At 36.8% G+C, this 24,105-nt stretch carries 20 protein-coding genes and 1 pseudogene; 11 read left to right on the forward strand and 10 right to left on the reverse strand.

Going from position 1 to position 24,105, the window contains the following annotated elements; genetic code table 11:
* Positions 1 to 76 precede the first annotated feature (76 nt).
* The 5 genes and pseudogenes from EGH73_RS12740 (at position 77) to EGH73_RS12760 (ending at position 4,319) form a co-directional block, all read left to right on the forward strand.
* A complete protein-coding gene (locus EGH73_RS12740) occupies positions 77 to 1,015 on the forward strand; it encodes a ribose-phosphate pyrophosphokinase (RefSeq protein WP_123282158.1) in 939 nt (312 codons plus the stop codon).
* A gap of 45 nt (positions 1,016 to 1,060) precedes the next feature.
* Positions 1,061 to 1,702, forward strand: coding sequence for a 50S ribosomal protein L25/general stress protein Ctc (locus tag EGH73_RS12745; RefSeq protein WP_089768066.1), 642 nt, complete (start codon positions 1,061 to 1,063; stop codon positions 1,700 to 1,702).
* A gap of 88 nt (positions 1,703 to 1,790) precedes the next feature.
* Entirely contained in the window at positions 1,791 to 1,994 is a 204-nt protein-coding gene (locus EGH73_RS12750; RefSeq protein ID WP_123282159.1) for a hypothetical protein, read from the forward strand.
* An 18-nt stretch (positions 1,995 to 2,012) separates the two neighbouring features.
* Positions 2,013 to 2,612 (forward strand): annotated as a pseudogene (locus EGH73_RS14420) (choice-of-anchor J domain-containing protein); the annotation flags it as partial.
* 189 nt (positions 2,613 to 2,801) lie between these two features.
* Positions 2,802 to 4,319, forward strand: a complete 1,518-nt coding sequence (locus tag EGH73_RS12760; protein ID WP_123282160.1) for a GH3 auxin-responsive promoter family protein — start codon at positions 2,802 to 2,804, stop codon at positions 4,317 to 4,319.
* Between the two features lie 68 nt (positions 4,320 to 4,387).
* On the opposite strand, the gene EGH73_RS12765 is transcribed toward EGH73_RS12760, so the two are convergent.
* The 5 genes from EGH73_RS12765 to bamD all read right to left on the reverse strand — a co-directional run bounded on the left by EGH73_RS12765 (position 4,388) and on the right by bamD (position 9,708).
* Positions 4,388 to 6,040, reverse strand: a complete 1,653-nt coding sequence (locus tag EGH73_RS12765) for a DNA repair protein RecN (protein ID WP_123282161.1) — start codon at positions 6,038 to 6,040, stop codon at positions 4,388 to 4,390.
* Positions 6,041 to 6,075: 35 nt separating this feature from the next.
* Positions 6,076 to 6,981: a type IX secretion system protein PorD gene (gene porD, locus EGH73_RS12770; protein ID WP_123282162.1), complete on the reverse strand. Its 906-nt coding sequence runs from the start codon at positions 6,979 to 6,981 to the stop codon at positions 6,076 to 6,078.
* 90 nt (positions 6,982 to 7,071) lie between these two features.
* Positions 7,072 to 8,265, reverse strand: a complete 1,194-nt coding sequence (coaBC, locus tag EGH73_RS12775) for a bifunctional phosphopantothenoylcysteine decarboxylase/phosphopantothenate--cysteine ligase CoaBC (protein ID WP_123282191.1) — start codon at positions 8,263 to 8,265, stop codon at positions 7,072 to 7,074.
* 93 nt (positions 8,266 to 8,358) lie between these two features.
* The gene (locus EGH73_RS12780; protein WP_123282163.1) at positions 8,359 to 8,682 is read right to left on the reverse strand and encodes a DNA-directed RNA polymerase subunit omega; all 324 of its coding nucleotides are present in this window, start codon (positions 8,680 to 8,682) and stop codon (positions 8,359 to 8,361) included.
* A 33-nt stretch (positions 8,683 to 8,715) separates the two neighbouring features.
* The gene (gene bamD / locus EGH73_RS12785) at positions 8,716 to 9,708 is read right to left on the reverse strand and encodes an outer membrane protein assembly factor BamD (protein WP_123282164.1); all 993 of its coding nucleotides are present in this window, start codon (positions 9,706 to 9,708) and stop codon (positions 8,716 to 8,718) included.
* A gap of 229 nt (positions 9,709 to 9,937) precedes the next feature.
* On the opposite strand from bamD, the gene lepA reads away from it, so the two are divergent.
* From lepA to EGH73_RS12805, 4 genes are read left to right on the forward strand one after another with little or no spacing between them, the layout of a single operon-like run.
* Entirely contained in the window at positions 9,938 to 11,734 is a 1,797-nt protein-coding gene (lepA, locus tag EGH73_RS12790) for a translation elongation factor 4 (RefSeq protein ID WP_123282165.1), read from the forward strand.
* Between the two features lie 9 nt (positions 11,735 to 11,743).
* A complete protein-coding gene (locus EGH73_RS12795) occupies positions 11,744 to 13,033 on the forward strand; it encodes a M48 family metalloprotease (protein ID WP_148041709.1) in 1,290 nt (429 codons plus the stop codon).
* Positions 13,030 to 14,511 carry a DUF6770 family protein gene (locus EGH73_RS12800; protein ID WP_123282167.1) on the forward strand — a complete coding sequence of 494 codons (1,482 nt, stop codon included), beginning with the start codon at positions 13,030 to 13,032 and terminating at the stop codon, positions 14,509 to 14,511. The genes EGH73_RS12795 and EGH73_RS12800 overlap by 4 nt, the downstream gene beginning before the upstream one ends.
* Positions 14,512 to 14,566: 55 nt before the next feature.
* Positions 14,567 to 16,279, forward strand: coding sequence for a M14 family zinc carboxypeptidase (locus EGH73_RS12805; RefSeq protein ID WP_123282168.1), 1,713 nt, complete (start codon positions 14,567 to 14,569; stop codon positions 16,277 to 16,279).
* A gap of 139 nt (positions 16,280 to 16,418) precedes the next feature.
* Here EGH73_RS12805 and EGH73_RS12810 read toward each other — a convergent pair whose 3' ends face one another.
* On the reverse strand, positions 16,419 to 17,438 hold the full coding sequence (locus tag EGH73_RS12810; RefSeq protein WP_123282169.1) for a hypothetical protein: 1,020 nt from the start codon (positions 17,436 to 17,438) through the stop codon (positions 16,419 to 16,421).
* A gap of 111 nt (positions 17,439 to 17,549) precedes the next feature.
* On the opposite strand from EGH73_RS12810, the gene EGH73_RS12815 reads away from it, so the two are divergent.
* Complete coding sequence (locus EGH73_RS12815; protein WP_123282170.1) at positions 17,550 to 19,409, forward strand: M1 family metallopeptidase; 1,860 nt, start codon at positions 17,550 to 17,552, stop codon at positions 19,407 to 19,409.
* A gap of 108 nt (positions 19,410 to 19,517) precedes the next feature.
* Positions 19,518 to 20,276, forward strand: a complete 759-nt coding sequence (locus EGH73_RS12820) for a type III pantothenate kinase (RefSeq protein ID WP_123282171.1) — start codon at positions 19,518 to 19,520, stop codon at positions 20,274 to 20,276.
* Here EGH73_RS12820 and EGH73_RS12825 read toward each other — a convergent pair whose 3' ends face one another.
* The 4 genes from EGH73_RS12825 to EGH73_RS12840 form a co-directional block, all read right to left on the reverse strand.
* Positions 20,277 to 20,708 (reverse strand): nucleoside deaminase, encoded by a 432-nt coding sequence (locus EGH73_RS12825; protein ID WP_123282172.1) that lies wholly within the window; start codon positions 20,706 to 20,708, stop codon positions 20,277 to 20,279. It lies immediately after the preceding gene.
* A gap of 3 nt (positions 20,709 to 20,711) precedes the next feature.
* Complete coding sequence (locus tag EGH73_RS12830; RefSeq protein WP_089768090.1) at positions 20,712 to 21,137, reverse strand: RrF2 family transcriptional regulator; 426 nt, start codon at positions 21,135 to 21,137, stop codon at positions 20,712 to 20,714.
* A gap of 103 nt (positions 21,138 to 21,240) precedes the next feature.
* Positions 21,241 to 22,788 (reverse strand): SGNH/GDSL hydrolase family protein, encoded by a 1,548-nt coding sequence (locus tag EGH73_RS12835; RefSeq protein ID WP_123282173.1) that lies wholly within the window; start codon positions 22,786 to 22,788, stop codon positions 21,241 to 21,243.
* Between the two features lie 14 nt (positions 22,789 to 22,802).
* Positions 22,803 to 24,029, reverse strand: coding sequence for an OmpP1/FadL family transporter (locus EGH73_RS12840; protein ID WP_123282174.1), 1,227 nt, complete (start codon positions 24,027 to 24,029; stop codon positions 22,803 to 22,805).
* Between the last annotated feature and the right edge of the window lie 76 nt (positions 24,030 to 24,105).

A 24,105-nucleotide genomic window follows, 5' to 3' on the forward strand; every position in this document is an offset into this window, starting at 1 on the left:
GGAAAAGAATCTCAGAAAAGTTCAAAAATCGACTTTCAGACTTTTCATTATTTTATAAATTTGCAAAAAAGTAAAAATGTTAGACCAAGCAAGTTATTTGTTTTCTACAAGAACCAGCCACGAGCTGGCAGAAAAAATCGCTCAATCGTATGGGCAGCCTTTAGGCAAGATTAACATTCAGCATTTCAGCGATGGCGAATTCGAACCGGTTTTGGAACAATCGGTGAGAGGTGCAAGAGTTTTTCTTATCGCATCCACGTTTCCGCCGGCAGATAATCTTCTGGAATTACTATTAATGATTGATGCGGCAAAAAGAGCATCCGCCAAAAATATCACTGTCGTAATTCCTTATTATGGATTGGCAAGGCAGGATAGAAAAGATAAGCCAAGAGCGCCAATAGGGGCGAAATTAGTGGCCAACCTTCTTACTGCTGCCGGTGCTACAAGGATAATGACTATGGATTTACATGCGGATCAGATTCAGGGCTTTTTCGAAATTCCTGTGGACCATCTTTATGCATCCACTATTTTTGTAGATTACATTCAGTCTCTAAAATTAGATAATTTAACCATTGCATCACCGGATATGGGTGGAGCAAAAAGAGCGAAGAATTATGCAGGACACCTTGGGGCTGATGTGGTAATAGCTTACAAAGAAAGAAAGAAAGCGAATGTAGTAGAGGAAATGTTCCTTATAGGTGATGTGACGGATAAAAACGTAATCCTTATCGATGATATGATTGATACAGCAGGAACACTTTGTAAAGCGGCAGACATCCTGATGGATAAAGGTGCAAAATCAGTCAGAGCAATGGCAACTCACGGTGTGCTGTCCGGAAAAGCGTACGAAAATATAGAAAATTCTAAATTGCAGGAAGTTATCGTAACAGATTCTATTCCACTGAAAGAAGGCTTATCGTCAAAAATAAAAGTGCTTTCCTGCGCTTCACTGTTTGCGGATGTAATGAAAAGTGTGCACGAGCATCAATCGATAAGTGATAAATTCATTATATAAAAAAAAATTACTATATTTGCAACCTCAAATTTTAATCATTATATAATGAAATCAATTACAATTCAAGGTACAAAAAGAGAAAACGTGGGCAAGAAGTCTACAAAAGCTTTACGTGATGCTGAATTAGTTCCTTGTGTTGTTTATGGTGGTAATGAGCCTTTGAACTTCTCTACAGAAGAGAAATCTTTCAAAAATCTTGTTTACACGCCTGAAGCACACACGGTATCTATTGAGGTTGACGGACAAACAATTCCTGCTGTTCTTCAGGATATCCAATTCCACCCTATTACGGACAGGATCCTACACGTAGATTTCTATCAGTTATCAGAAGATAAGCCTGTAATTATGGAAGTTCCTGTAAGAATCACTGGACGTGCAAAAGGTGTTGTTGCCGGAGGTGTTCTTAGACAATCATTCAGAAAACTGAAAGTTAAAGCTATACCTGCAAACTTGCCAGATGAGATCGTGGTAGATGTAACGCCTTTAAGAATTGGTAACAAACTTTATGTTGCTGCTCTTAAAAACGAAGCGTACACGTTTATGCATCCAGACAATGCAGTAGTTGCTGCTGTTAAGATGTCTAGAAATGCAATGAAAGGCGGTGCTGCTGCAATGGAAGATGAAGATGAAGAAGAAGTAACAGAGGGAGCAGCAGAAGCTACAACTGAGGAAACTTCAGCAGAATAATAGAAAATCATCAAAAAATACAAAGCCGTGGAATTTTTTCTACGGCTTTTTTTATACCTTTATTTTTAAAATAATAAAAATTTTGAATATGAAAAAACTTGTACTTCCGGTATTATTTGCTTCTTTTTTGGCAAATGCGCAAACTACGGTTTTTACCGAAAATTTTGAAGATATAACCGACTTGCAAGATGCGGGTTGGACATTGTATAATGATTCTAATATACCCTATGGCACTTATGCCACGGCATTCCCTGATGCATGGAGAATCATTTCCTGGACCAATGAAAGTTGAAATAAGGTAGCCTCTTCTCCATCTTGGTTTACAACTATTACTCCTGCCGATAGATGGCTTATAACTCCGGCAATAACAATTCCTGCCAATTTTACCGTTTCGTTGGAATATTTTGCAAGATCCCACGATGATAGCCCCTATGATGATGGTTTCAAGTTGAAAATCTCCACAACAACAAAGGATAAATCTGCTTTTTCAAATATTCAAACCGTAGATCATGCAGTTAACTCTTCCATAGTTTCCTTAGAACCTTATACTGTAGATTTGTCATCATATGTAGGAAAAACTGTTTATCTGGCTTGGGTAAATGATTATACCAACGGAAATTTACTCAGTATTGATGATATTATTATTTCTGCAACTTCTTTAGGTGTCAGCGATGTGAAAAAGAAAAATCTTTCTCTATATCCCAATCCGACAAAAGATTATTTCCAGTTATCTGATAATAGAGGGAAAATAAATGTAGTTAAAATTTATGATATTTCTGGAATACTAGTGAAAGAAATGAAGGTACAAAATTCCGGGAAGTATAATGTATCTGATTTGAAAACAGGTGTTTACAATGTGTCTGTGGAAGATACAAAATCAACACAGAATATCAAGTTGATAAAAAAATAATATTATCCGATCAAAAAATCAAGGGATATCCAATCGGTTATCCTTTTTTGTTTTACATTCTTCCCAAAATAGAATCCACCGAAGGAAAAGGATGCCTGTAAAACGGTGTTGTCCTTGAGAATTTGATATTTGAACTTTCCTGATAACAGTACCTTTTTCCCAACTCAAAATTTATTATATTTGTGAAGCATGGCAACGAAGGCTCTTTTTAATACAGTGGTCAATTGGTTTATCCGTCAAAGGATAGATCAGATAGAACATTTTATAAAATTTCCTGTGGAAACTCAGGAAGGACTTTTGTTTTCACAGTTGTTCCATGCCGAGGAAACCGAGTATGGGCAGAAGTATGGCTTCAGTACCATTTCCAATTACCAGGATTTCCAGAGAAAAGTTCCAGTAGTTTGTTATGAAGATTTTGAACCGTATATAGAAAAGGCGAGACAAGGACAAAAAGATGTCATCTGGCCCGGTCAGATAAAGCAGTTTGCAAAATCTTCCGGAACTACCAATGCTAAAAGCAAATACATCCCTATTACCGCAGAAAGCTTGGAAGATTGTCACTATAAAGCTGGGAAAGATATGGTATCCATTTATGTTAATAATCATCCTCAAAGTGAGCTTTTTCAGCATAAGAACCTAAGGCTGGGCGGCAGTGCGGAAACTTACCAAGATTTCAATACAAAATTTGGAGACCTTTCTGCGATTCTTATTGAGAATCTTCCGTTTTGGGTAGAAATCATCAATACGCCTAATAAAAAAATTTCTTTGATGTCCGAGTGGGAAAGTAAGATGAAGGCAATCATTACTGAGGTTAGGAATGAAGATGTAGGCAGCCTTACAGGTGTTCCAAGCTGGATGATGGTACTTTTGCAAAGAACATTGCAGGAAACCGGAAAACAAAACATCGGTGAGCTTTGGCCCAATCTGGAAGTGTTTTTTCACGGTGGTATCAGCTTCAAACCCTATAAAAATCAGTATAAGGAAATCATCGGAAAGAATATCCGGTATTATGAGATCTATAATGCGTCAGAAGGCTTTTTTGGCATTCAGGATCAGTCAGGTAGCGATGAGATGCTGCTGATGCTCGATTATGGTATTTTCTACGAATTTATCCCGATGGATCAGTATTATGCCGGCCGCAGGGATGCTATTCCGATTTCTGAGGTTGAATTGGGTAAAAACTATGCAGTTGTTATCAGTACCAATGGCGGTTTGTGGCGCTATCTTATTGGCGATACGGTTATGTTTACATCACTCCATCCTTACAGGATTAAGATTTCCGGCAGAACGAAACATTACATCAATGCGTTTGGCGAAGAATTGATGATCGACAATGTGGAAACAGCACTAAAAATAACGTGTGAAAACCTGGATGTAACCATATCGGATTACACTGGTGCTCCCGTTTTTATGACCAACAGTTCAAAAGGCTGCCACGAGTGGGTCTTCGAATTTACTAGACAACCAGCCTGTCTTAATACTTTTAGTGATATGTTTGACAGAACACTAAAAACGCTCAACTCTGATTATGAAGCTAAGCGTTACAATGATATCACACTGCGAAAACCAATAATCCATGTTGCAAGACCAAATCTTTTTTATGAGTGGATGGCAAGCCGCGGAAAATTAGGCGGACAAAACAAAGTTCCCAGACTCAGCAATGACCGTGCATATATAGATCCTTTGCTCAAGCTAAACGAGCTATAATGTACGTTTTGAAGTTTCTGAAACCGTAATGTATTTCATCATCGTTACTGGTGATGACCTAAATATTTTTAATGATTAATTAGCTCTTTAGCCTGTGAAATAGCGGCGTCGGTAATTTTAGATCCGGAAATAAGCTGGGCAATTTCATTGAGTTTCTCCTCATCAGAAAGTTTCACAATGGTCGTCTTTGTTATACCATTTTCGTCATATTTAACAACCTTATAATTCTCATTTCCTTTTGCAGCCACCTGGGCAAGATGCGTAATCACGATGAGCTGAAGATCATTGGCCATTAGCTGCATCAGTTTTCCCATTTCTTCGGCAATTCTACCGGAAACACCAGTGTCAATCTCATCAAGAATTAAAGTTGGCAAAGCATTATTTTCAGCCATTATTTTTTTGATGGCGAGCATTACCCTGGATCTTTCTCCACCGGAAACAGCACTCTGGATCGGTTTCAGCGGAAATCCGGAATTAGCCTGAAATAATATCTGAATAGCATTTTTTCCAAACGTGTTAAATTGTGAAGAATCTGTGATATCGATTTTAAGAGTCGCTTTCTCCAGACCAAGTTTATGGAAAATTTCTTTAGCCTTATTTTCAAGATCGGAAGAATGTTTCAGTCGGCTTTCAGTCAGTTTTTTGCTCAGGTTTTGTAACTGAATTTCTGCTTTGCCGATCAGTTTTTCTTTTTCGTGAATCAGATTTTCTACATCTTCCAGAGAGTTTTGGCTGGCGGCCAACTCTTCTCGGATGGCTATAAGTCCTTGGATATCATCTGTCTGATGTTTCAGAAACAAAGCATTGATTCTGTTGATGGAGCTAATAAGCTGCTGAAGTAATGCCGGATTGATATCAAGATTTTCCGCTCTGTCTTCCAGCTCTGCATTGATGTCTTTGATTTCTAGATAAGAAGCTTCCAGCCTTTGGCTCAACTCTTCATAATCAGATGAAAGCTCGGAAAGTTTAGAGATTTTATTTAGGATATCGAAAAGTCCTGGTAAGATTCCAAACTCTTCGGCATTAAGTTTTGATAACGATTGTGAAAGCTGCTCGCTGATCTGGTCTGCATTTTCCTGTATGCTCAGCTGATTTTGTAAGTCAGAGAAATCAATCTGATCCAGATTGGCTTCTTCCAATTCTGTTAGAAGAAAGTTTTTATAATCGGATTCTTTATTGCTTTCGGACAGTGTTTTCTTTAACTGATCTATATCTTTTTTTGCTTTCAAGTATTCATTAAAGACACTTTGATAGTCGGAGAGCAAACTGCTGTTTTTTGCCAGTCCGTCCAAGATTCCAAACTGAAAAGATTCGGTGAAAAGATCCGAGGTTTCAAATTGAGAATGGATGTCAATAAGCCTAGACGACAATTCTTTCAGAATGTCCAAAGTTACAGGAACATCATTGATAAAAGCACGCGATTTTCCACCCGGAGCTATTTCTCTGCGGATAATGGTTTGTGGTTCAAAATCCAAATCATTGTTATCAAAAAAAGATCTGAAACTATCGTCAATGCAGAATTCGGTTTCCACAATACTTTTTGAATCGGCTTTGGCAAATGATTTCGCATCGGCTCTTTCCCCCATTATCAGACGGAGTGCACCGAGAATAATGGATTTCCCGGCACCTGTCTCACCTGTAATCACCTGAAGTCCAGTCTTGAGATCAATTTCCAGCCTGTCAATAAGCGCAAAATTCTGAATAAAAATTCTTGAAAGCATTTCTTAATTATTAATAGTCAATTTTTAATTAATAATTATTTCCACTTATCCCATTTGGTGTCAATATCCTTTGGAGAGAATACACTCATCAGAGATTTCAGCTCGCTGATATTTACCGAAGTATTTGGCCCTGAATTAAATATGTTAAATATTTCGGTGCTTTTTGTTTCCATGAAAACAGAAAATGGATAGTTCATCTGGAAATTGTTTTCATAGAATTTCAATTGCATTAGAGATTCTGCAATGGTTTTCTTTGCAGGATTCTGATCTTGTCTTGCAAGATTGTCGAGGCCGGCTCTGTGATAGCTGTAATACACTGTTCGGAGTGTAGATGTATTTTCATTCTGTAGACCTGATATCAGCGCACCTCTGTTTCTTTGGCTCTCCACAGCATTCCATCCGCTATAATTCTGATTCTGGGAATTTTGTGCTATTTTAAAAGCCTTGTCAAACCAAGTCTGTCCGCCTTTCAGCTGAAAACTGTCTGCGTCGTATCCAAGAATCAGATATACATAAAAACTCACAACATCAATGAGGTTTTTCCCGGAAAACTGCCTTTCATTGAAAACCAGATTTTCATTTTCATTATACTCGAAGGTGAAATTGGTATCGTTGATGTTCATCAGTGGTGTTTCGTACTGAGAATTGAAAACAGGACGCGTAGCCTGAACTACAATCGATCCTTTGAAGCTGTTGTTAGTGGGCCTTTCGGAAATCACTACAGCAAAATTGCATTTGATCTTTTCGAAGTTCTGAAGTTTTTTTCCTGTCCAGCTTGTATTATTAATGAAATCTCTTAATGACTTTTCCAGTATTCTAAAAACCTGTGTGTTACTTCCTGCAATCTGTTGGTTGTTAATCTGTACGTTTGCCAAAAGTTCTTGGGAATAAATACTTTGGCAGAAAAGCATTGCAAAGAATATGTAAAGTGATTTTTTCATTCGCATAAAAAGTGTTTGTAAAAATAAGGATTCTTTCCTAAAGATTATGATTCAAAAGGATAAAATGATAACGTAAAAGGTTCTGATTTGTTACAATTTCTGCGCAATAAAGTTCAGAATGTCGCGGGCAACTTCTTCTTTTGATTTTAATGTAAAAGACTGTTCTTCAGTGGGGGTAAATATTTTGATTTTATTGGTAGCATTTGCAAAGCCTGCACCTTCGTCCCGAAGAGAGTTTAGGACAATCATATCCAAGTTTTTTTTGACAAGTTTTCCTTTGGCGTTTTCTTCTTCATGTTGAGTTTCCAAGGCAAAACCTACCAGGAACTGATGGGTCTTTTTCTCACCCATCGTTCTCAGAATATCTTTATTTTTGATCAGTTCTATCGTGAGTTCATCATCATTCTTTTTTATTTTTTCTGTTGCTTTTACTTTTGGTGTATAATCTGCCACGGCGGCGCTCATTATAGCAATATCCGTATTTTCATAATGTTTGAAAACTTCATCAAACATTTCCTGGGCAGATGTTACTCTGTAAACGTCAATGTTTTTGTCATCGGTTTTCTGAGAAGAAGGTCCAGATATTAAAGTGACTTCGGCACCTCTTTTCGCTGCTTCTTTTGCAAGATCAAAGCCCATTTTGCCTGAGGAATGATTCCCGATGAATCTTACAGGGTCAATATTTTCAAAAGTCGGACCTGCTGTAATCAGGATTTTTTTTCCTGCAAATGCCGCATCTGTATCGGTAAACTCATTGCCAACAGTTCTGAAAATGGTTTCCGGCTCAGCCAATCTGCCTTGGCCAATCAGTCCGCTTGCGAGTTCGCCATATTCCGCTGGAATGATTTTGTGTCCAAAACTTTCTATAATATTCAGATTTCGGGTAACCGCAGGATGAGCATACATATCAAGATCCATCGCTGGAGCAATGATAACAGGACATTTTGCAGACATGTAAACCGCCATCAGGAAATTGTCACAGATTCCATTGGCTATTTTTGCCAGAGTATTAGCTGTGCAAGGCGCTATCAGCATCACATCAGCCCAGAGTGCCAATTCGACGTGGTTATTCCACGTTTTGTTTTCGTCATAAAAATCAGTATAAACCTTATTCCTGCTAAGGGTGGACAAAGTAAGTGGCGAGACGAAGTCTTCCGTGGGTTTGGTCATTACAATCCTCACTTCCGCTCCAGCTTTTACGAAATCTCTTACCAGATAATTGATTTTATAGGCTGCAATTCCGCCGGTGATCCCCATAATGATCTTTTTGTTCTCCAAGCTCATTTTGCTTCTGATATTTATCAACGAAAGTATTAATAATTTTACTAACAAAAAAACCGTTTCAAGATGAAACGGTTTGTATTATGAATTGAAAACTTATTTCTTTTCTTCAGTTTTTCTGAAATAGATTTCATCATCCAGCCATTCTTTGATCGCAATAGATGTTGGCTTAGGAAGTTTTTCGTAATGTTTAGAGATTTCTATTTGCTCTCTGTTTTCGAACACTTCTTCCAAAGTAGAGTTGTGGACAGCAAATTCATCCAATTTACTGTGCAATTCCGAACGGATTTCAGCATTGATTTGCTCCGCTCTTTTGCCCATAATGACAATCGCTTCGTAGATACTGCCTACTTTTTCTTCGATTTTATCTTTGTCGTAAGTGATGGTGCTTACTTCTGCCTTTGTATCTTTAACACTCATGGGTGAAAATTTTTGAGATTGCAAATATAGTAATTATCTTTTAAACTTGAAAGTGGCCTGAGGCTCAGAAGAGTTAATCTTCGCACTGTCTCTTCTGGTTTGTTCTGCGGCTTTTTCCATATCACGCTGATTTTTTTCCTGAGCTATTTCCTTTTTTTCATTTTGCTCAGCCTGAGCATTTTTTGTTTTTGCTTCATATTCTGCCTTTCTTTTTTCTACTTCTACTTGTAATTTTGCAAATTTTTCTTTTTCTACTTCAAGTTTATTGTAGATATCATCTGCAGATTTTGAATATTCTGAATCTGGCAATTCTGTAATAACTCTTTTTGCATAAGCAGCTGCCGCATCCAGACGTTCTTTTTTGAGATCATAAACCGAATTAAGAGCCAGCTCATATTTCGACTTCATTATGATATCATAGATTTTCGGTCTTAATTTAGTTGCCGGAAAATCCTCAAGAACATTTTCAAAAGCTACTGTTGCAGCTTTATATTCTCCCATTTTATAATATTGTCTTGCATTTTCAAATGCTTTGAACTCCAACTTGTAACTCAGTTCATCAATCATCTGATTAATGTTTTTCGAACGCTCGGAATCCGGATATTCATTGATAAAATTCTGAAGTTCTGTAATGGCAGATTCCGTATTGCTCTGATCCAGATTGTAATCTAAAGATCCTTCATAATAGCAAAGTGCGGAAAAATATGCAGCTTCTTCTTTTCTCGGATCTTGAGGGAAACTGATGGCGAAGTTCTTAAATTGGTTTGCAGCTAATCTGTAATTTTTGTCATAATAATTAGCATAAGCAGAATTAAAGACAACATTGGGCGCATCATCCGTCCCGGCTACTAAATTTGGCAATCTATCATATAAAGCAAGTGCGTCGCTCCATTTCTTTTTCGCAAATTTTTCATTGGCTACCTTCAGGATAAAATCCTTATCGGCACTTTTCATCGCCCTATCCATTTCTGTCTTGCAGGAAAGCAACACCACCGACAGCATCAGCAAACTAATATATTTCTTCATAACGATTGTCAGAATATTCTTAACAGTTGAATATTATTAATAATCTGCAAAAATAAAACTTTTTTCATCAATCTCTTTTTTTTATGAAAGATTAACGTTTGTCTGTGACAAATGTGAGTTTTATGTTATGAGGGCAAAATATTTTTTTGTCGGCAATCATCTAACATCTAACATCCAGCGCCCAACTTCTTGCAAAAAAATGTATTTTTGCAAATTACAAGAATTATCAATGAAGAATATTAGGAATTTCTGCATCATTGCGCATATCGACCACGGTAAGAGCACGTTGGCAGATCGTCTTTTAGAATATACAAACACTGTTAGTCAAAGGGAATTGCAATCGCAAACCTTAGACGATATGGATCTTGAGAAAGAACGAGGAATCACCATCAAGTCTCACGCGATCCAGATGGATTACGAATATAAAGGAGAAAAATTTGTTCTTAATCTAATCGATACACCAGGACACGTAGACTTTTCTTATGAAGTTTCCCGTTCTATTGCGGCTTGCGAAGGTGCGCTTTTGATTGTGGATGCTGCTCAAAGTATTCAGGCACAAACAATAAGTAATTTGTATCTGGCGTTGGAAAATGATTTAACAATTATTCCAATTCTGAATAAAATCGACTTGCCTTCAGCAAACCCAGAAGAAGTGACCGACGAAATTATGAATCTAATCGGTTGCGAATATGAAGATGTTTTGAGAGTGTCTGGTAAAACAGGAGAAGGTGTTCATCATTTATTGGAACAAATTGTTGAAAGAATTCCGGCACCGGTTGGTGATCCAGATGCGCCGCTTCAAGCTTTGATTTTTGACTCTGTTTACAATCCGTTCAGAGGAATTGAAGCATATTTCAAAGTGGTGAACGGAAGCATTTCTAAAAACGAAAAAATCAAATTTTTCGCCACTGGAAAGGAATATGGAGCCGATGAAGTGGGAACACTGAAACTCAAACAGGTTCCAAAGAAAACCATCGGATGTGGTGACGTAGGTTATCTGGTTTCGGGAATCAAAGATGCCAGGGAAGTTAAAGTTGGTGATACGATTACTTCATTTGAAAAACCTGCAGCAGGACCGATTGAAGGTTTTGAAGAAGTAAAACCAATGGTTTTCGCAGGAATTTATCCTATCGATTCAGAAGATTTTGAAGAGTTGAGATTCTCTCTTGAAAAATTAAGATTAAATGATGCTTCTTTGGTTTTCGAGCCGGAAAGTTCTGCTGCACTTGGTTTTGGTTTCCGATGCGGATTCTTAGGGATGTTGCATATGGAAATTGTTCAGGAACGTTTGGATAGAGAATTCAATATGAACGTGATTACCACGGTTCCCAACGTATCTTATTTTGGATATTCTAAAAAAGAACCAGAAGTTCCAATCTTGATCAATAACCCATCAGAAATGATGGATCCATCCATAATGGATCGCGTAGAAGAACCTTTTATCAAAGCCTCTATCATCACAAAATCTGATTTTGTAGGAGCTGTGATGACACTTTGTATAGAGAAACGAGGCGAAATTGTTAACCAAAGTTATCTGACTTCCGAAAGAGTAGAATTGATTTTCAATATGCCTTTGGCTGAGGTTGTTTTCGATTTTTATGACAGATTGAAATCTATTTCCAAAGGTTATGCGTCTTTTGATTATCATCCAATTGGTTTCCGAGCTTCTAAGTTGGTGAAAATGGATATCTTGATTAATGGCGATATGGTAGATGCTTTATCTTCATTAATTCACGATTCCAACGCATATCACATCGGTAAAAAAATGTGTGAAAAACTTCGTGAACTGATTCCGAGACAACAGTTTGATATTGCAGTTCAGGCCGCTCTTGGAACAAAAGTAATTGCTAGAGAAACCATCAAAGCTTTAAGAAAAGACGTTACCGCAAAATGTTACGGAGGTGATATTTCCAGAAAACGTAAACTTCTTGAAAAGCAAAAAGAAGGAAAGAAAAAGATGAAACAAATTGGTAGAGTAGAAGTCCCTCAATCCGCATTTATGGCGGTTTTGAAGCTAAACGATTAATCTATCTCTGTGAAGCATCTCTTTTGTTTTCTTATTTTCTTTTACAGTTTGTCCAAATGTCAGGATATTTACAGACCTACGGACACGGCTAATTATGTTTATAAAAAAACATTACTGAGCAAACTGGATGAAGACAAAAAAGCCTTTATTCAATCCGTCAGAACCGAGCCTTCCGAAAAAAGAAAAGTCTATAACAATCTTTATAATAGTATATTCGACGGACTGATAAGAGATGTAAATAACAATGAAATCTATAGTTATCCAAAACTGGAAGATTACATCAGAAGTATTGTTTCTCAATTTACATCTTATGAGGAAAATGCTAAACGTCTGAAAATAATGATTTCACGAGATGAAGTCAAAAATGCCTATATGACAATTAACGGCACATTGATCTTCAATCAGAATTTTCTTACAATTCTGGAAAATGAGAATCAGCTAGCTGCCGTTTTAGCTCATGAACTTGGTCATAATGTTTTAGCTCATTCTAAAAATAAAGTGGATAAGTATGTTCAGATTTCTACTGATGATGAGCTGATTTCTGAAGCAAGGCAAATCAAAAAGCAAAAATTCAATAAAAATAAAGAAGCAGAATCTCTTCTTAAAAGTCTGGTTTATAACAATCAGAAAAAACGAAGAGAAGATGAAATTGATGCAGATAAAAAATCTTTGGAAATCTTGAAAGGAACTAAATATTCTACAAGTGAAATTTTAAAGCTTCTGAAAATACTGGAAACTTCCGATATAGAAAAAGACAGCCTTACGACTGAAGATTTTCGTAAAATTCTTTCTTTGGAATCTGCCGATGCCAAGCTTTTTTCTGGAGAAGGGATGTCTGAATACACCAGCATCGACGAGAATTTTTTTAAATGGAATATCGATTCTCTAAAAACGCATCCTTCTTGTGAGGAACGTATCAATATTGTTAAAAATCTTGAAGGCAATCAAAATCCGGTTTTTGAAAAAAATCATTCAATGTTTCAGGAGTTAAAGCAAGCGGCAGAACTCGAAAATATTCAAAACGCATATCTTCTGAAAAATTATGGAAGATCTCTTTATTTTTCGATGCTATATCTTAAAAAGCATCCCAATGACAGATTTGCAGCCAATATGCTGTCAGAAAATTTAAAGCAGCTTAAAATAGCTAGAGAATCTAAAAACTACGGTAAATATATTATATTTCCGAATCCTAAGGAGCATAGCAGAAGCGAGCAGCTTTTTTATACTTTTTTTGATAATATTTCTAACGCCTATCTTGATAAACTCGTTATTCTGTCCACACAAAAAAATAAACCATGAAAAAACTATTGACATTATTTCTGATCATCTTTATGGCAGGAAGCCGGGCTTATTCTCAGACTTATGAAATCCTAGGCAATCTGGGAGGCGAATTGGAAGAGTTCAAATCTCTTTATGACGGCGAAGAACTTTTCGGGTATCTGGAGCTTCATAAGCTGGATAAAATTGATGCAAAGCAAAATAAATACAAGTATATTATCCTAGATAAAAATTTTAATAAAATATCAACAAATGAATTTGTAATTGCTCGTCAGGTTCCTAATCAAAGACTTAGTCAGGCCTTATTCAACAAAGGGAAAGTTCTTTTGGGCTTCACAGAATTGGCTTCAGGAGGATTTTATAAAAATCAGCAGTATGTTTTGATCGACATCAAAACTGCCGAAGTGAAAAAGCCGTTTACTTTGCAAAATTATCAGCTAATGAACACGGAAAACACTGTTCTTAAAGACAGTTTTGATAAATTCTATAATGAAGGTGGTCTGGCTTATAAAGCAAAAGACAAAGGTTTTCTTTTAGCAAACAGATCGATTAGTGGTTCCTATTCTTTTATGAAGAACGGGATTTTTATTGATCTGGATGGAAATCAGAAATGGATCTTGCCTACCAAGGTCGGAGAAACGCTGGAACATTTTTATGAATACGACTTTCTTGCTAATGACGAAAAAAGTATCGCGCTAAAAGCTAATTATTTCAAAAAGAAAAAATATCTCTCCAGCAAGCTGCTTATTCTTGATACAGAAACTGGCAAAGAGTCCGCCTTTTCATCAATGGATGAGACCGGAAAGAAATTAGTGATAAACACGGTCAAGTTCATAGGCGATGATCTTGTGAGCATTGGCGAGTATTATAGCGGAGATCAGACATCCGCGGCTTTTACGATGAATAAACTCGGGATTTTCAAAAAAAGCTATAAAAGGAACGGGGGTAACATAGTCACCAACAGCTATGTTCCATTTACAGATCTGGCGACGTATGTTCCTATTGACACGAATGGGAAAATAGCAAAGGAGGGATTTCTGGATTTTAAAGATTTCGAGATCAGACCAGACGGAACACACCTGGTTTTTGGAGAAACATTTAAGTCAGATTTTATGTCTGGTGGATACAAGTTTACAGAACTTTTTTATCTGATTTTGGATCAGAATTTCAAAGTTGTAAAAATGGCTTCTAATGAAGTTAATAAAAGTCTGTATCCAAAATACAGATATGGGCAGAGTATTCAGAATAATAATGGATATGCCTCTTTTTTCATAGATCCGGATCAGGAAAAAAAGCTTGTTCTGAATATTTTGGTTTATAGTGATGCAACAAAATCTTTTAAGCTGGAAAAAATAGATCTGGAAAAGAAAGATTCCAACACCTGGTTTTTTGCTGCTAAAAATGGTTATGTCGGCTTGATTGAATATTTTAAAAAAGATAAAAAGAATCCAGCCGGAAAACAAGCAGAGCTGCATCTTGAAAAAATCTATATAGAATAAGAAAAATCGCTTCAGCTGAGGCGATTTTTTATTTATACTTTTCTACATTTACAGTATGAAAAATCTCTCCATTCTATTCATCGTTATTTCTGTTTTCGGTTATTCTCAAATGCTCACGCCTTACGAAAAAGGCAACGGCAATCAAACCACAACTTTTGATGAGATGCGAAAATTCTATCAGGAATTATCAAAACAATATCCATCAATCAGTTACGAAACTAAAGGCGAAGATGACAACGGCGCTCCAATCGATGTGGTGATTTTCAATCCGACGAAATTAAGTTTCGAAGAAGCGAGAAAAGGAAAATCGGTTTTGTTGGTTAATAACGGTATTCATCCCGGCGAACCGGACGGAATCGATGCGACGATGATGTTAATGAGAGACTTGGCAACTGGAAAAGTCAATACACCAAAGAATGTAATTTTCACAGCCATTGCAAGTTACAATATCAGCGGAATGATGAACCGAGGAAGTTTCTCAAGAGCCAATCAAAACGGGCCGGAAGAATATGGTTTCCGTGGCAATGCTCGAAATTACGATTTGAACCGGGATTTCATCAAGACAGATTCAAAAAATTCCAGAAGTTTCCAGCAGATTTTCGGGTGGCTGAAGCCTGATGTTTTTATTGATAATCACGTGAGCAACGGCGCGGATTATCAATACACTTTCACTTATATCTCTACCAACAAAGAACGATTGGGAAGTATTTTAGGAAATTATTTCAATGACGAAATGCAGAGAACGCTTCTGAAAAATATGGAGAAAAAAGGTGTGATTTCTGTTCCTTATGTCAACATTCACGGCGATGTTCCGGACGGAGGTTTTCCCACTTTTGTAGATTCGCCGAGATATGCGACGGGTTACACGACTTTGTTCAATGCCATCGGAACGGTTGTGGAAACGCATATGCTGAAACCTTACAAAGACCGTGTGAAAGTCACTTACGATTATATGGTTGACAACCTGAATTATATTGATGGAAACTACAAAACCATTCAGCAAAAAAGAGCTGAAAATCTGAAACAATACAAAGTCGGAAACCGATATGCTTTAGCTTGGAAACTCGATTCTACGAAATATGAAAATATCGATTTCAAAGGTTTTGAAGCCAAATATAAACCAAGCGATGTTTCCGAAAAAGCCAGGCTTTGGTATGATAGAAATTCTAAGTTTTCAAAACCTGTCAAGTTCTACAACACTTATGTTCCTGCAAAAGAAATCACGATTCCAAAATATTATGTCATTCCACAATCCGAATGGAAAATCATTGATTTGCTGAAACTCAACCAAATCAAAATGATTCCAATAAAACAGGATTCTACAATTGTGGTGGAACAATACAGAATAAAAGATTTTAAAACGGTTCCGAATCCTTATGAAGGTCATTATCTGCATTACGACACTTTTGTGACCAAAGAATCCGGAAAAATAAAATTCAGAGCGGGTGATTTCCTTGTACCGCTAAATCAAGACGGCGTCAAGTTTTTGTTAGAAACCTTGGAGCCGGAAGCGGTGGATTCTTATTTCAACTGGAATTTCTTTGATGCGATTCTCGGTCAGAAAGAATATTATTCGGCTTATGTTTTCGAAGATACAGCGAGCCAACTTCTGAAAGACAACAAAGCTTTGAAAACAGCTTTCGAAATGGAAAAAGCCAACAATCCAAAATTGGCTGAAGACGGACAAGCGCAATTGGATTGGGTTTACAAACATTCGGAGTATTACGAGAAAACGCATCGTCTTTATCCGGTTTTTAGGGTAGATTAGAGTATTTATTTGGGCAGCTTAATCCGCCCAATCTTTTCACTCCACTACGTTGCGTAAAAAGGATTTCCGCTCAAGTCGGGCTGCATTGTTTGTGTGTTCAGACGAAATTTTAATATGATTTTGAATTTATTTCATAAAGTTATATAAATAGTTTTCGTTTTATCTCCATTCTGAAACTATCGAATGTCCTATAAATTAAATCTGAGGCATCATTTAATTCTTGTTGTATTTTATTACGATTTTGATTAAATGCTGTCCAGTCGTCGTCATAACATTCTTTGGAAACTAAATATCTTTGACTTCTTTGAATGGCAATTATTTCGCTTTCCGCAGCATCAGGAGATTCTTCTTCATATCTTGTACCGGGATATTCATCAAATATCATTGTAATCGCACATAAAGAATTCATTGCATTTATGGATTTGATGAATTCTTTAAATTTAATATTTAAATCTTCATCAATATATTTATTATCAGAATTATCTGCAAAATTTGCAATCTTGTCTAAATAATTATAATAATATTGATTTGTCCTTAAATTAGTTGGTATAAATTCTAAGATTTCTTTTAACAAAACCTCATCAAATTCATTTTTGAAATTTTCAAAAATTTTTAAATCGTGTTGTCTATTTTCGTTTTTATTTATTTGTTTTTCAATACTTTCATAATTTAATATTATATCTTTGAGCGCTTTTTTTAGGGTGTCTTTTAGATTGTTACTATGTTTAATTTCCTTTGTTTTGCTTAGTGTGTATTGAGTTATTCTATTCTGTCTTATATCGAAGGGCAAATCATCAATTTTACAAAAAGAATTGTTTATTATTAAGATAACTCTTTCCTTACCTAAAGTTTTTAATGCATAACCTAATTCTACCAAAACGTTAGGGTTTGGTGTTTTTCTACCAATGTTGAAAATGTTTTTATTAACAATTGACACGTCAGCTATAAATATATTACAGATATCGATTTTGTCAAATATCGTCTGAACAATGTCAGGGCTTCCAGTTGTATTTTTTGTATCACGGTCAAGTCTAAGTTCTAATTTAAAATCTTGTTTTAGCTCTTTTAGAGCTTTTACAATACAATCTTTGATATAATAATTGTTTAGCCTAAGATTTAAATCTGATTGCCAAGAATAAAAGATGTTGAATTTTTTCATAATTGTACTTAAATCCAAATATACAAACTTGATACAACTTGCCATTCAACAAAAACTTAGTATTTTTGGTAAAATTATTATAACAAACCTTTTAGGTTTAATCATAAATCTATGAAAAAACTGAAATTCTCTCTATTCTCAATTCTTTTTTCTTTAATCTTATCGGCTCAGCAAAATCCTTATTATCAACAATATGCCAAATATAAAATGGATATTGATGTGGATGCTGCCAATTTCACATATCAAGGAAAACAAACTTTAGATTATAGAAACAATTCGCCAGACGAGTTGAAAGTCGCTTATTTCCATTTGTATTGGAACGCCTTCAAGCCAGGTTCTATGATGGATCAGCGTGTGCAGTCTCAAGGCGTAAATGCAGACGGAAGATTGGCGAAAAGAGTAGGGAATACAGTGGTTTCCAGATTGTCAGAAATTCCTAAAAATGAAGAAGGCGCACAGAATATCCGTTGGATAAAGCAGAATGGGAAAGATTTGAAGTTTGAAATTCAGGGAACTGTGATGAAGGTTTTCTTAGCAGAATCAATCAAACCAAATTCTTCCACCACGTTCACAATGGAATGGGACGCCAATATCCCAATGCAAATCCGTAGAGCCGGAAGAAATAACCGCGAAGGTGTTGATATGACAATGACACAATGGTATCCAAAAATCGCTGAGTACGATTATGACGGCTGGGCAGCTTTTGATTATGTCGGAAGAGAATTTCACGCACCATTTTCGGATTATGAAGTGAATATCAAAATCGATAAAAATTATGTCATCGGAGCTGGAGGAAATCTGGAAAACCCAACGGAAGTGAAAGGTTATGACAGCAATGCAGCTATAAAACAAGATATTTCTAACAAAGTCACTTGGAAATGGACAGCAAAAAATATTCTGGATTTTGCTTGGGCAGCAGACAGAGATTATTCGGTGGAGAGTTTCCCGATTTTGGATGGACCAAAGGTTTACTTAGTTTATCAAAAATCTGAAAAGACAAAATATTGGTCAGAAATGAAACCGTACATCACGAAATATTTCCAATTGATGAATGCAACATTCGGTCGTTACAAATGGCCAAGTTATTCCTTCATCCAAGGTGGAGATGGCGGTATGGAATATGGAATGTGTACAATGGTTTTGGGTGAAGCTACTTCGTTGGAAGGACTTTCTGGTTTGATGTTCCACGAAGGTGCGCATTCTTGGTTTCAGCAGATGCTTGCGACCAACGAAAGTATAAGACCTTGGATGGATGAAGGTTTTACGCAGTATGCAGAAGATTTTGTGTCTTACAGATTGTTCCCGCCAAAAGAATCTCAACCGAACCCATTTGTGGGCGCGTTGAAAGCTTATGCTAATTTCGCCAAATCCGGAAAAGAAGAACCTGCAGTTTGGTTAGGTGATCATCACGACAACGGAACAGCTTACACTTATGCAAGTTATATCAAAGGAGAAACTTTTTTAGTAGAGTTGGGTTACATCGTGGGCGAAGAAAATCTCAGCAAAATTATGCTGAAATATTACGACGAATGGGCGATGAAACATCCAACGGAAAGAGATTTCATCCACATTGCTCAGTTGGTTTCCGGGATGGATTTGAAGTGGTTCCAGCATTATTGGATTAATACGACAAAAACTATTGATTACGGCATCAAGAATGTGAAATATGACCCGCAATCTACAACGATTACTTTGGTGAATAAAGGTGGTGTCCCAATGCCTATTGACTTCAGTATTTTGACAAAAGATAAAAAAGTTATCAATTACAACATTCCATTGAACTTGACCAGAGTTTGGAAAACGAAAGATATCTACGGTAATATTCAGACTTTACCTTACTGGGCTTGGACACAGCAGGAGTACAGTTTTACAATACCTTATACCAAATCTCAGATAGCAGCAATGGGAATAGATTTCAGCCAAAGATTAGCTGATGTTAATCCTCAGGATAATTATCTGGAAGTGAAATAAGGGTCAGAAGATGGGTATCAGAAGTCAGAAGACTTCAATAAAAATATTATAGTCTATACATAAAAAACTTCCGTCTTCCAACATCGGACTTCGGACAAAAATCAAAAAATGAATTCCATTGTAATCAATATAGGTAATACCAATATCCGTTTCGGATTGTTCGATGATGACAATTGTGATATCTCTTGGGTCATCAATACAAAACCTTACAAAACGACGGATGAACTTTTTGTTCAGATTCTGATGCTTTATCAGACTTATAAAATTGAAGTTGATAAAATTGATAAAATCATCATTGGCTCTGTTGTTCCTCAATTAACAAAAGTGGTGAGCAGTGCTGTTAAGAAAATTCATCAGAAAGTGCCGATAATTGTTGACAGAAACACGCCATCTGGAGTGATTCCAAAGTCCAAACAGATGGGGACAGATATCTATGCAAATCTTGTTGCGGCGCATAATCTATATCCGAGAAATAAAAAAATCATTTTGGATTTTGGAACTGCGCTCACAGCAAGTTGTCTTACAGAGAATGGAGAAACTGTAGGCGTTATAATCGCGCCAGGAATTGTGACCTCACTCAATAGTTTGATAAAAGGAACCGCCCAACTACCGGAAATCGAATTGGTAAAGCCGAAATCTGTTTTAGGTTTGGATACGATTACTTGTATGCAAAGCGGAATGGTTTACGGTTTCCTTGGTATGGTAGAAGGTTTTATAGACAGGATTAATGATGAGGTTAATGATAACTGTTTCGTTATCGCAACCGGCGGTGTAAGCCACGTTTATAAACCTTTGACTAATAAAATCAATATTGCGGATAAACTTCACACTTTGAAAGGTTTGTATTACCTTGGGAAAGACTTATAGTTATCTTTTATTTTTAAAGAAGTCTTTTACGATTTCAGAACATTCCTTTTCCAAAACACCTGTCACAACTTCGGTTTTTGGATGAAGAGATAATCCTTTGTTGATAAAACCTCTTTGCTCATCTCTAGCGCCAATCACCACTTTGGAAATTTGTGACCAAGACAAAGCTCCGGAACACATTACGCAAGGTTCTAAAGTTACATACAAAGTACAATTTTGAAGATATTTTCCGCCTAAGAAATTGGCCGCTGAGGTTATTGCTTGCATTTCAGCGTGAGCCGTAACATCGGTAAGTGTTTCCATAAGGTTATGAGATCTAGCAATCACTCTATCATTTGAAACAATGATGCAGCCAATTGGAACTTCGTCTTTTTCTAGCGCTTTTTCGGCTTCCTGCAAAGCCATTCTCATAAAATAATCGTCTGTGAACATAGTTTAGATAGGGAACTTTTCAGATTTCGTCATATCAGCGATGCTTGTATCCAAAATTGGAAGCATACTGTCACGAACATTGATTAGAAGTTTTCTGATGCTGCAGGTAGCCTCATCTGTGCAGTCCGCACATTTTTCATAAAAATTGAGTGATGCGCAAGGTAACATTGCAACCGGACCATCTACAATTCTAATCACATCCAGAACTTTGATGTCAGCAGGATCTTTCATAAAGGTATAACCACCTTCTGCGCCTCGTTCGCTTTTGAGGATTTTATTTTGTTTCAGTTCCCTCAGGATCTGCTCCAGAAATTTGAGCGGAATACGTTCGTTCTCCGATATTTTTTTTGCTGAAAATAATGAAGCATTGTTTGTCCTGTTAAGGAAAAGCAAAGTTTTGATAGCGTATTTGACTCTTTTTGAAAGCATTTTGTAAAAATAATCAAAATTTTATATTTTGAAAATATATTTATTATCAATAAAAAACCGCCTCATTAACTTAATGAGACGGTCATATAATATCTAATTCTGATTAAGGAAATGTAACTCCAGAATAAGAATTCGGACTAATCATTGGTAGATTAGATTTGTATTTAGTATTGATTGCTTTAAGGAATTCATTAGCAATAATAGCATAACCACGTCCGGTTAAATGCACTCCATCAAGAGAGAAAGCTCCTCCAGTTACAAATTTTGCAGAATATCTTACGCCATCCCATTGGATTCCAGATGCAGAATTCAATTCGACCATTTTAGCATTGGCATCTACAAAAGCATAACCATTATCGTCCGCTGCTTTTTTAATAATAACATTATAGCTGTTAATTGCAGTGTCAATAGCTGTAGCTTCTGTGCTTGTTAAAATATATTTGTCTTCGAACGGGTACGCAACACCTCTTGCGCTTAAACTAGCTGGGATACCTGAAGGAAGAGTCGCGGCAGTACCAATTGACGCAGACGTAGTCAAAGGAATAAGGTCTGTGGATTTCGCCTGTCTGGCACGACCATAGGTAGCACCCAGATAAGGTGCTAACGCCATCAATTGTGGGTTTCCAGATGCTAATGCAACTGTTGTTATAGCGTTACCTAGGTTAGGAAGGTTTTCATCAAAAATCAATAAAGGATTGGTTGTGGTTTTTGATAATGGTTTAATTCTGTCAGCAGCTCCCAAAGCAGTTAAAATTTGATTAAGTGGTCCATATAAACTACTATTTAGTTGGTCAATCGTAGCGTTTCCAACATTTACATCTCCCTTACCAAGCAATTTTGCTGTTAACGGGTTGTAAGGAACCGTTGTTAAAGAAGGAATAGTTGTTACATTTGGGATGTTTGCAATTACACCTTTCGCTCCAGAAGTCTTGATTTGAGATACCAAGAGATTATAGTAGGTTCCGAATTGGTCTGCTGGAGTTAATTTTTCAACAGTATCATCAGCACCAGCTAAAGCGTAAAGAAGAGCATCATTATTTCCAATCCATAAGCTGAAAAATGTTGGTTTCTGTGCTAAAAAGTCTTGGATAACAGAAGTTGTTGGGCTTGATGCAAATCTAACAAAATAAGGGTTAGCTGTTTTAGCAAGAATACCTTGAACGTTTCCATAACCAGGAGCTAACAAATGTGATACTTTTGCACCAGGAACTCCCATATTATTAAATGGACCTGTTAATACAGTATTGCTGATAGTAGCAGCTTTGTTATCATTAGCAAAAGCTATTGTAGGTGTTCCTCCACTGAAGCCGGTAATTACTCTTTTAGTATCTGCTATCTGTATATTTCCTGTCGGCAGAGTAAGTAGTAAACCTCCATTATTATCAGGCATCAATGGTTGCTTGAATTCTCCACCGCCAGCTGATTGCATTTGTTTAGCAATCATACTTGGGTAAGACTCGTTCTGTCCGTCCGCATATAGTGCATCATCTCTGTAACCAGCAGTTAAAGAATTTCCTAGAGAAATATATTTTGAAAAGTTGGCCTCACCCGATGTTACCACCACATCTTCTGTACTGTTTTCGAAATCTGTCTTACAGCTCGCAGCTAATAAAAGCGTTGCAGCTACTGTTGATATATATAATTTTTTCATAATTAGTTCAAATATTAGAATGCGTTATAAGATAATCCAAGACCAAAATAGAATACATCAGCCTTTGCCTGCCCCGCAAAGTTCAGGTTAGGATTGTTAAATGTTCTGCTCTCTGGCATTGCATACGCTCCGGAAAGATCAACTCCAAGTTTGTTGAACTTAAATCCTACACCACCTGTTATAACGTAATTGTCAAAAGAAGGTGTTTCAGAGATAAAATCTTTGTCTGCGTAAGTTGACTGATCATAATACCAACCCAATCTACCAAAAATCATATCGTTAAACGCATACTGTGTTCCGATACGCACACTCGATGAATTCTTAAAGTTTTTAGGTGAAACGGAAACGGTTGGATCATTCGGCTGATTGCCTGCTGCAACTGTACTGAAGTCAAGTGTCAGCTTGCTGTATCTTTCCCAGCCGTGGTAATTATAGTCCGCAGAAATTAACCATTTAGGTGTAACTTTGTAGGTAACACCGACAGTATATTCGTCCACAAGAGGAAGTGTAGCCTTGAAATTGTCCGAACCACCATTAAAATTAGATAGCAGAGAAGATGGCACCGTAAAAGTTGCCTTTCCTTCTTTTGCCTTCATATCTACCGGTGATCTGTATGCTACGCTGACATCCAAATTGTTATTTGGCTGGAAATAGAAACCAAAACCGAAACCGTGTCCTGAAGCGGTGTCATCTAAAAGATTGAGCTGTCCGCCGTATTGAGTCAAAGCTTTTGTCCAGTCCACTTTTCCTTTTGCATAGATGTAACTTGCTCCAAAAGAAGCCCAAGGTGCCAGTTTAACTGAAATCATTGGTTGGAAGAAATAACTTTTCAGTTCGAGTTTCTGAACGATTTCTTTCCCTTCCCAAGCGCTTGGCCATTCTATGGTGCTTCCGAAAGGTGTAGAAAAACTAAAACCAATGGAAACATTATCCATCATCTTATAAGCTATTGCTGCATAAATCGGTGTTCCCAGCGGGTTGTCCGTTTCTGTCTGTTGCAATGTGCTGGTATTTTGGTAAGTAATTTTATTAGAAACACCAAATCCTCCTGCAGCAACACTAAGTTTTGCCGGGATAAAAGAAATACCGGCAGGATTGAAGAATGCAACACTCGCATCCTCTGCGTGTGCGCTGGTATGTGCCATTGCCAGCTGCTTAACACCCTGAAGAGACACTCGGAATCCTCCTGCGTAAGCCATCATACCGGCAGCCAATGCCATGGATACTAAAATTTTTCTCATATAATTATTATTAATGTTCCAAATTTATAATTATTTTAATAATAACTATAAAAATTATTAAAAAAAGTTAAACATT

This window comes from Epilithonimonas hominis (assembly GCF_003730015.1).
GTDB classification, from domain to species: Bacteria; Bacteroidota; Bacteroidia; order Flavobacteriales; family Weeksellaceae; genus Epilithonimonas; species Epilithonimonas hominis.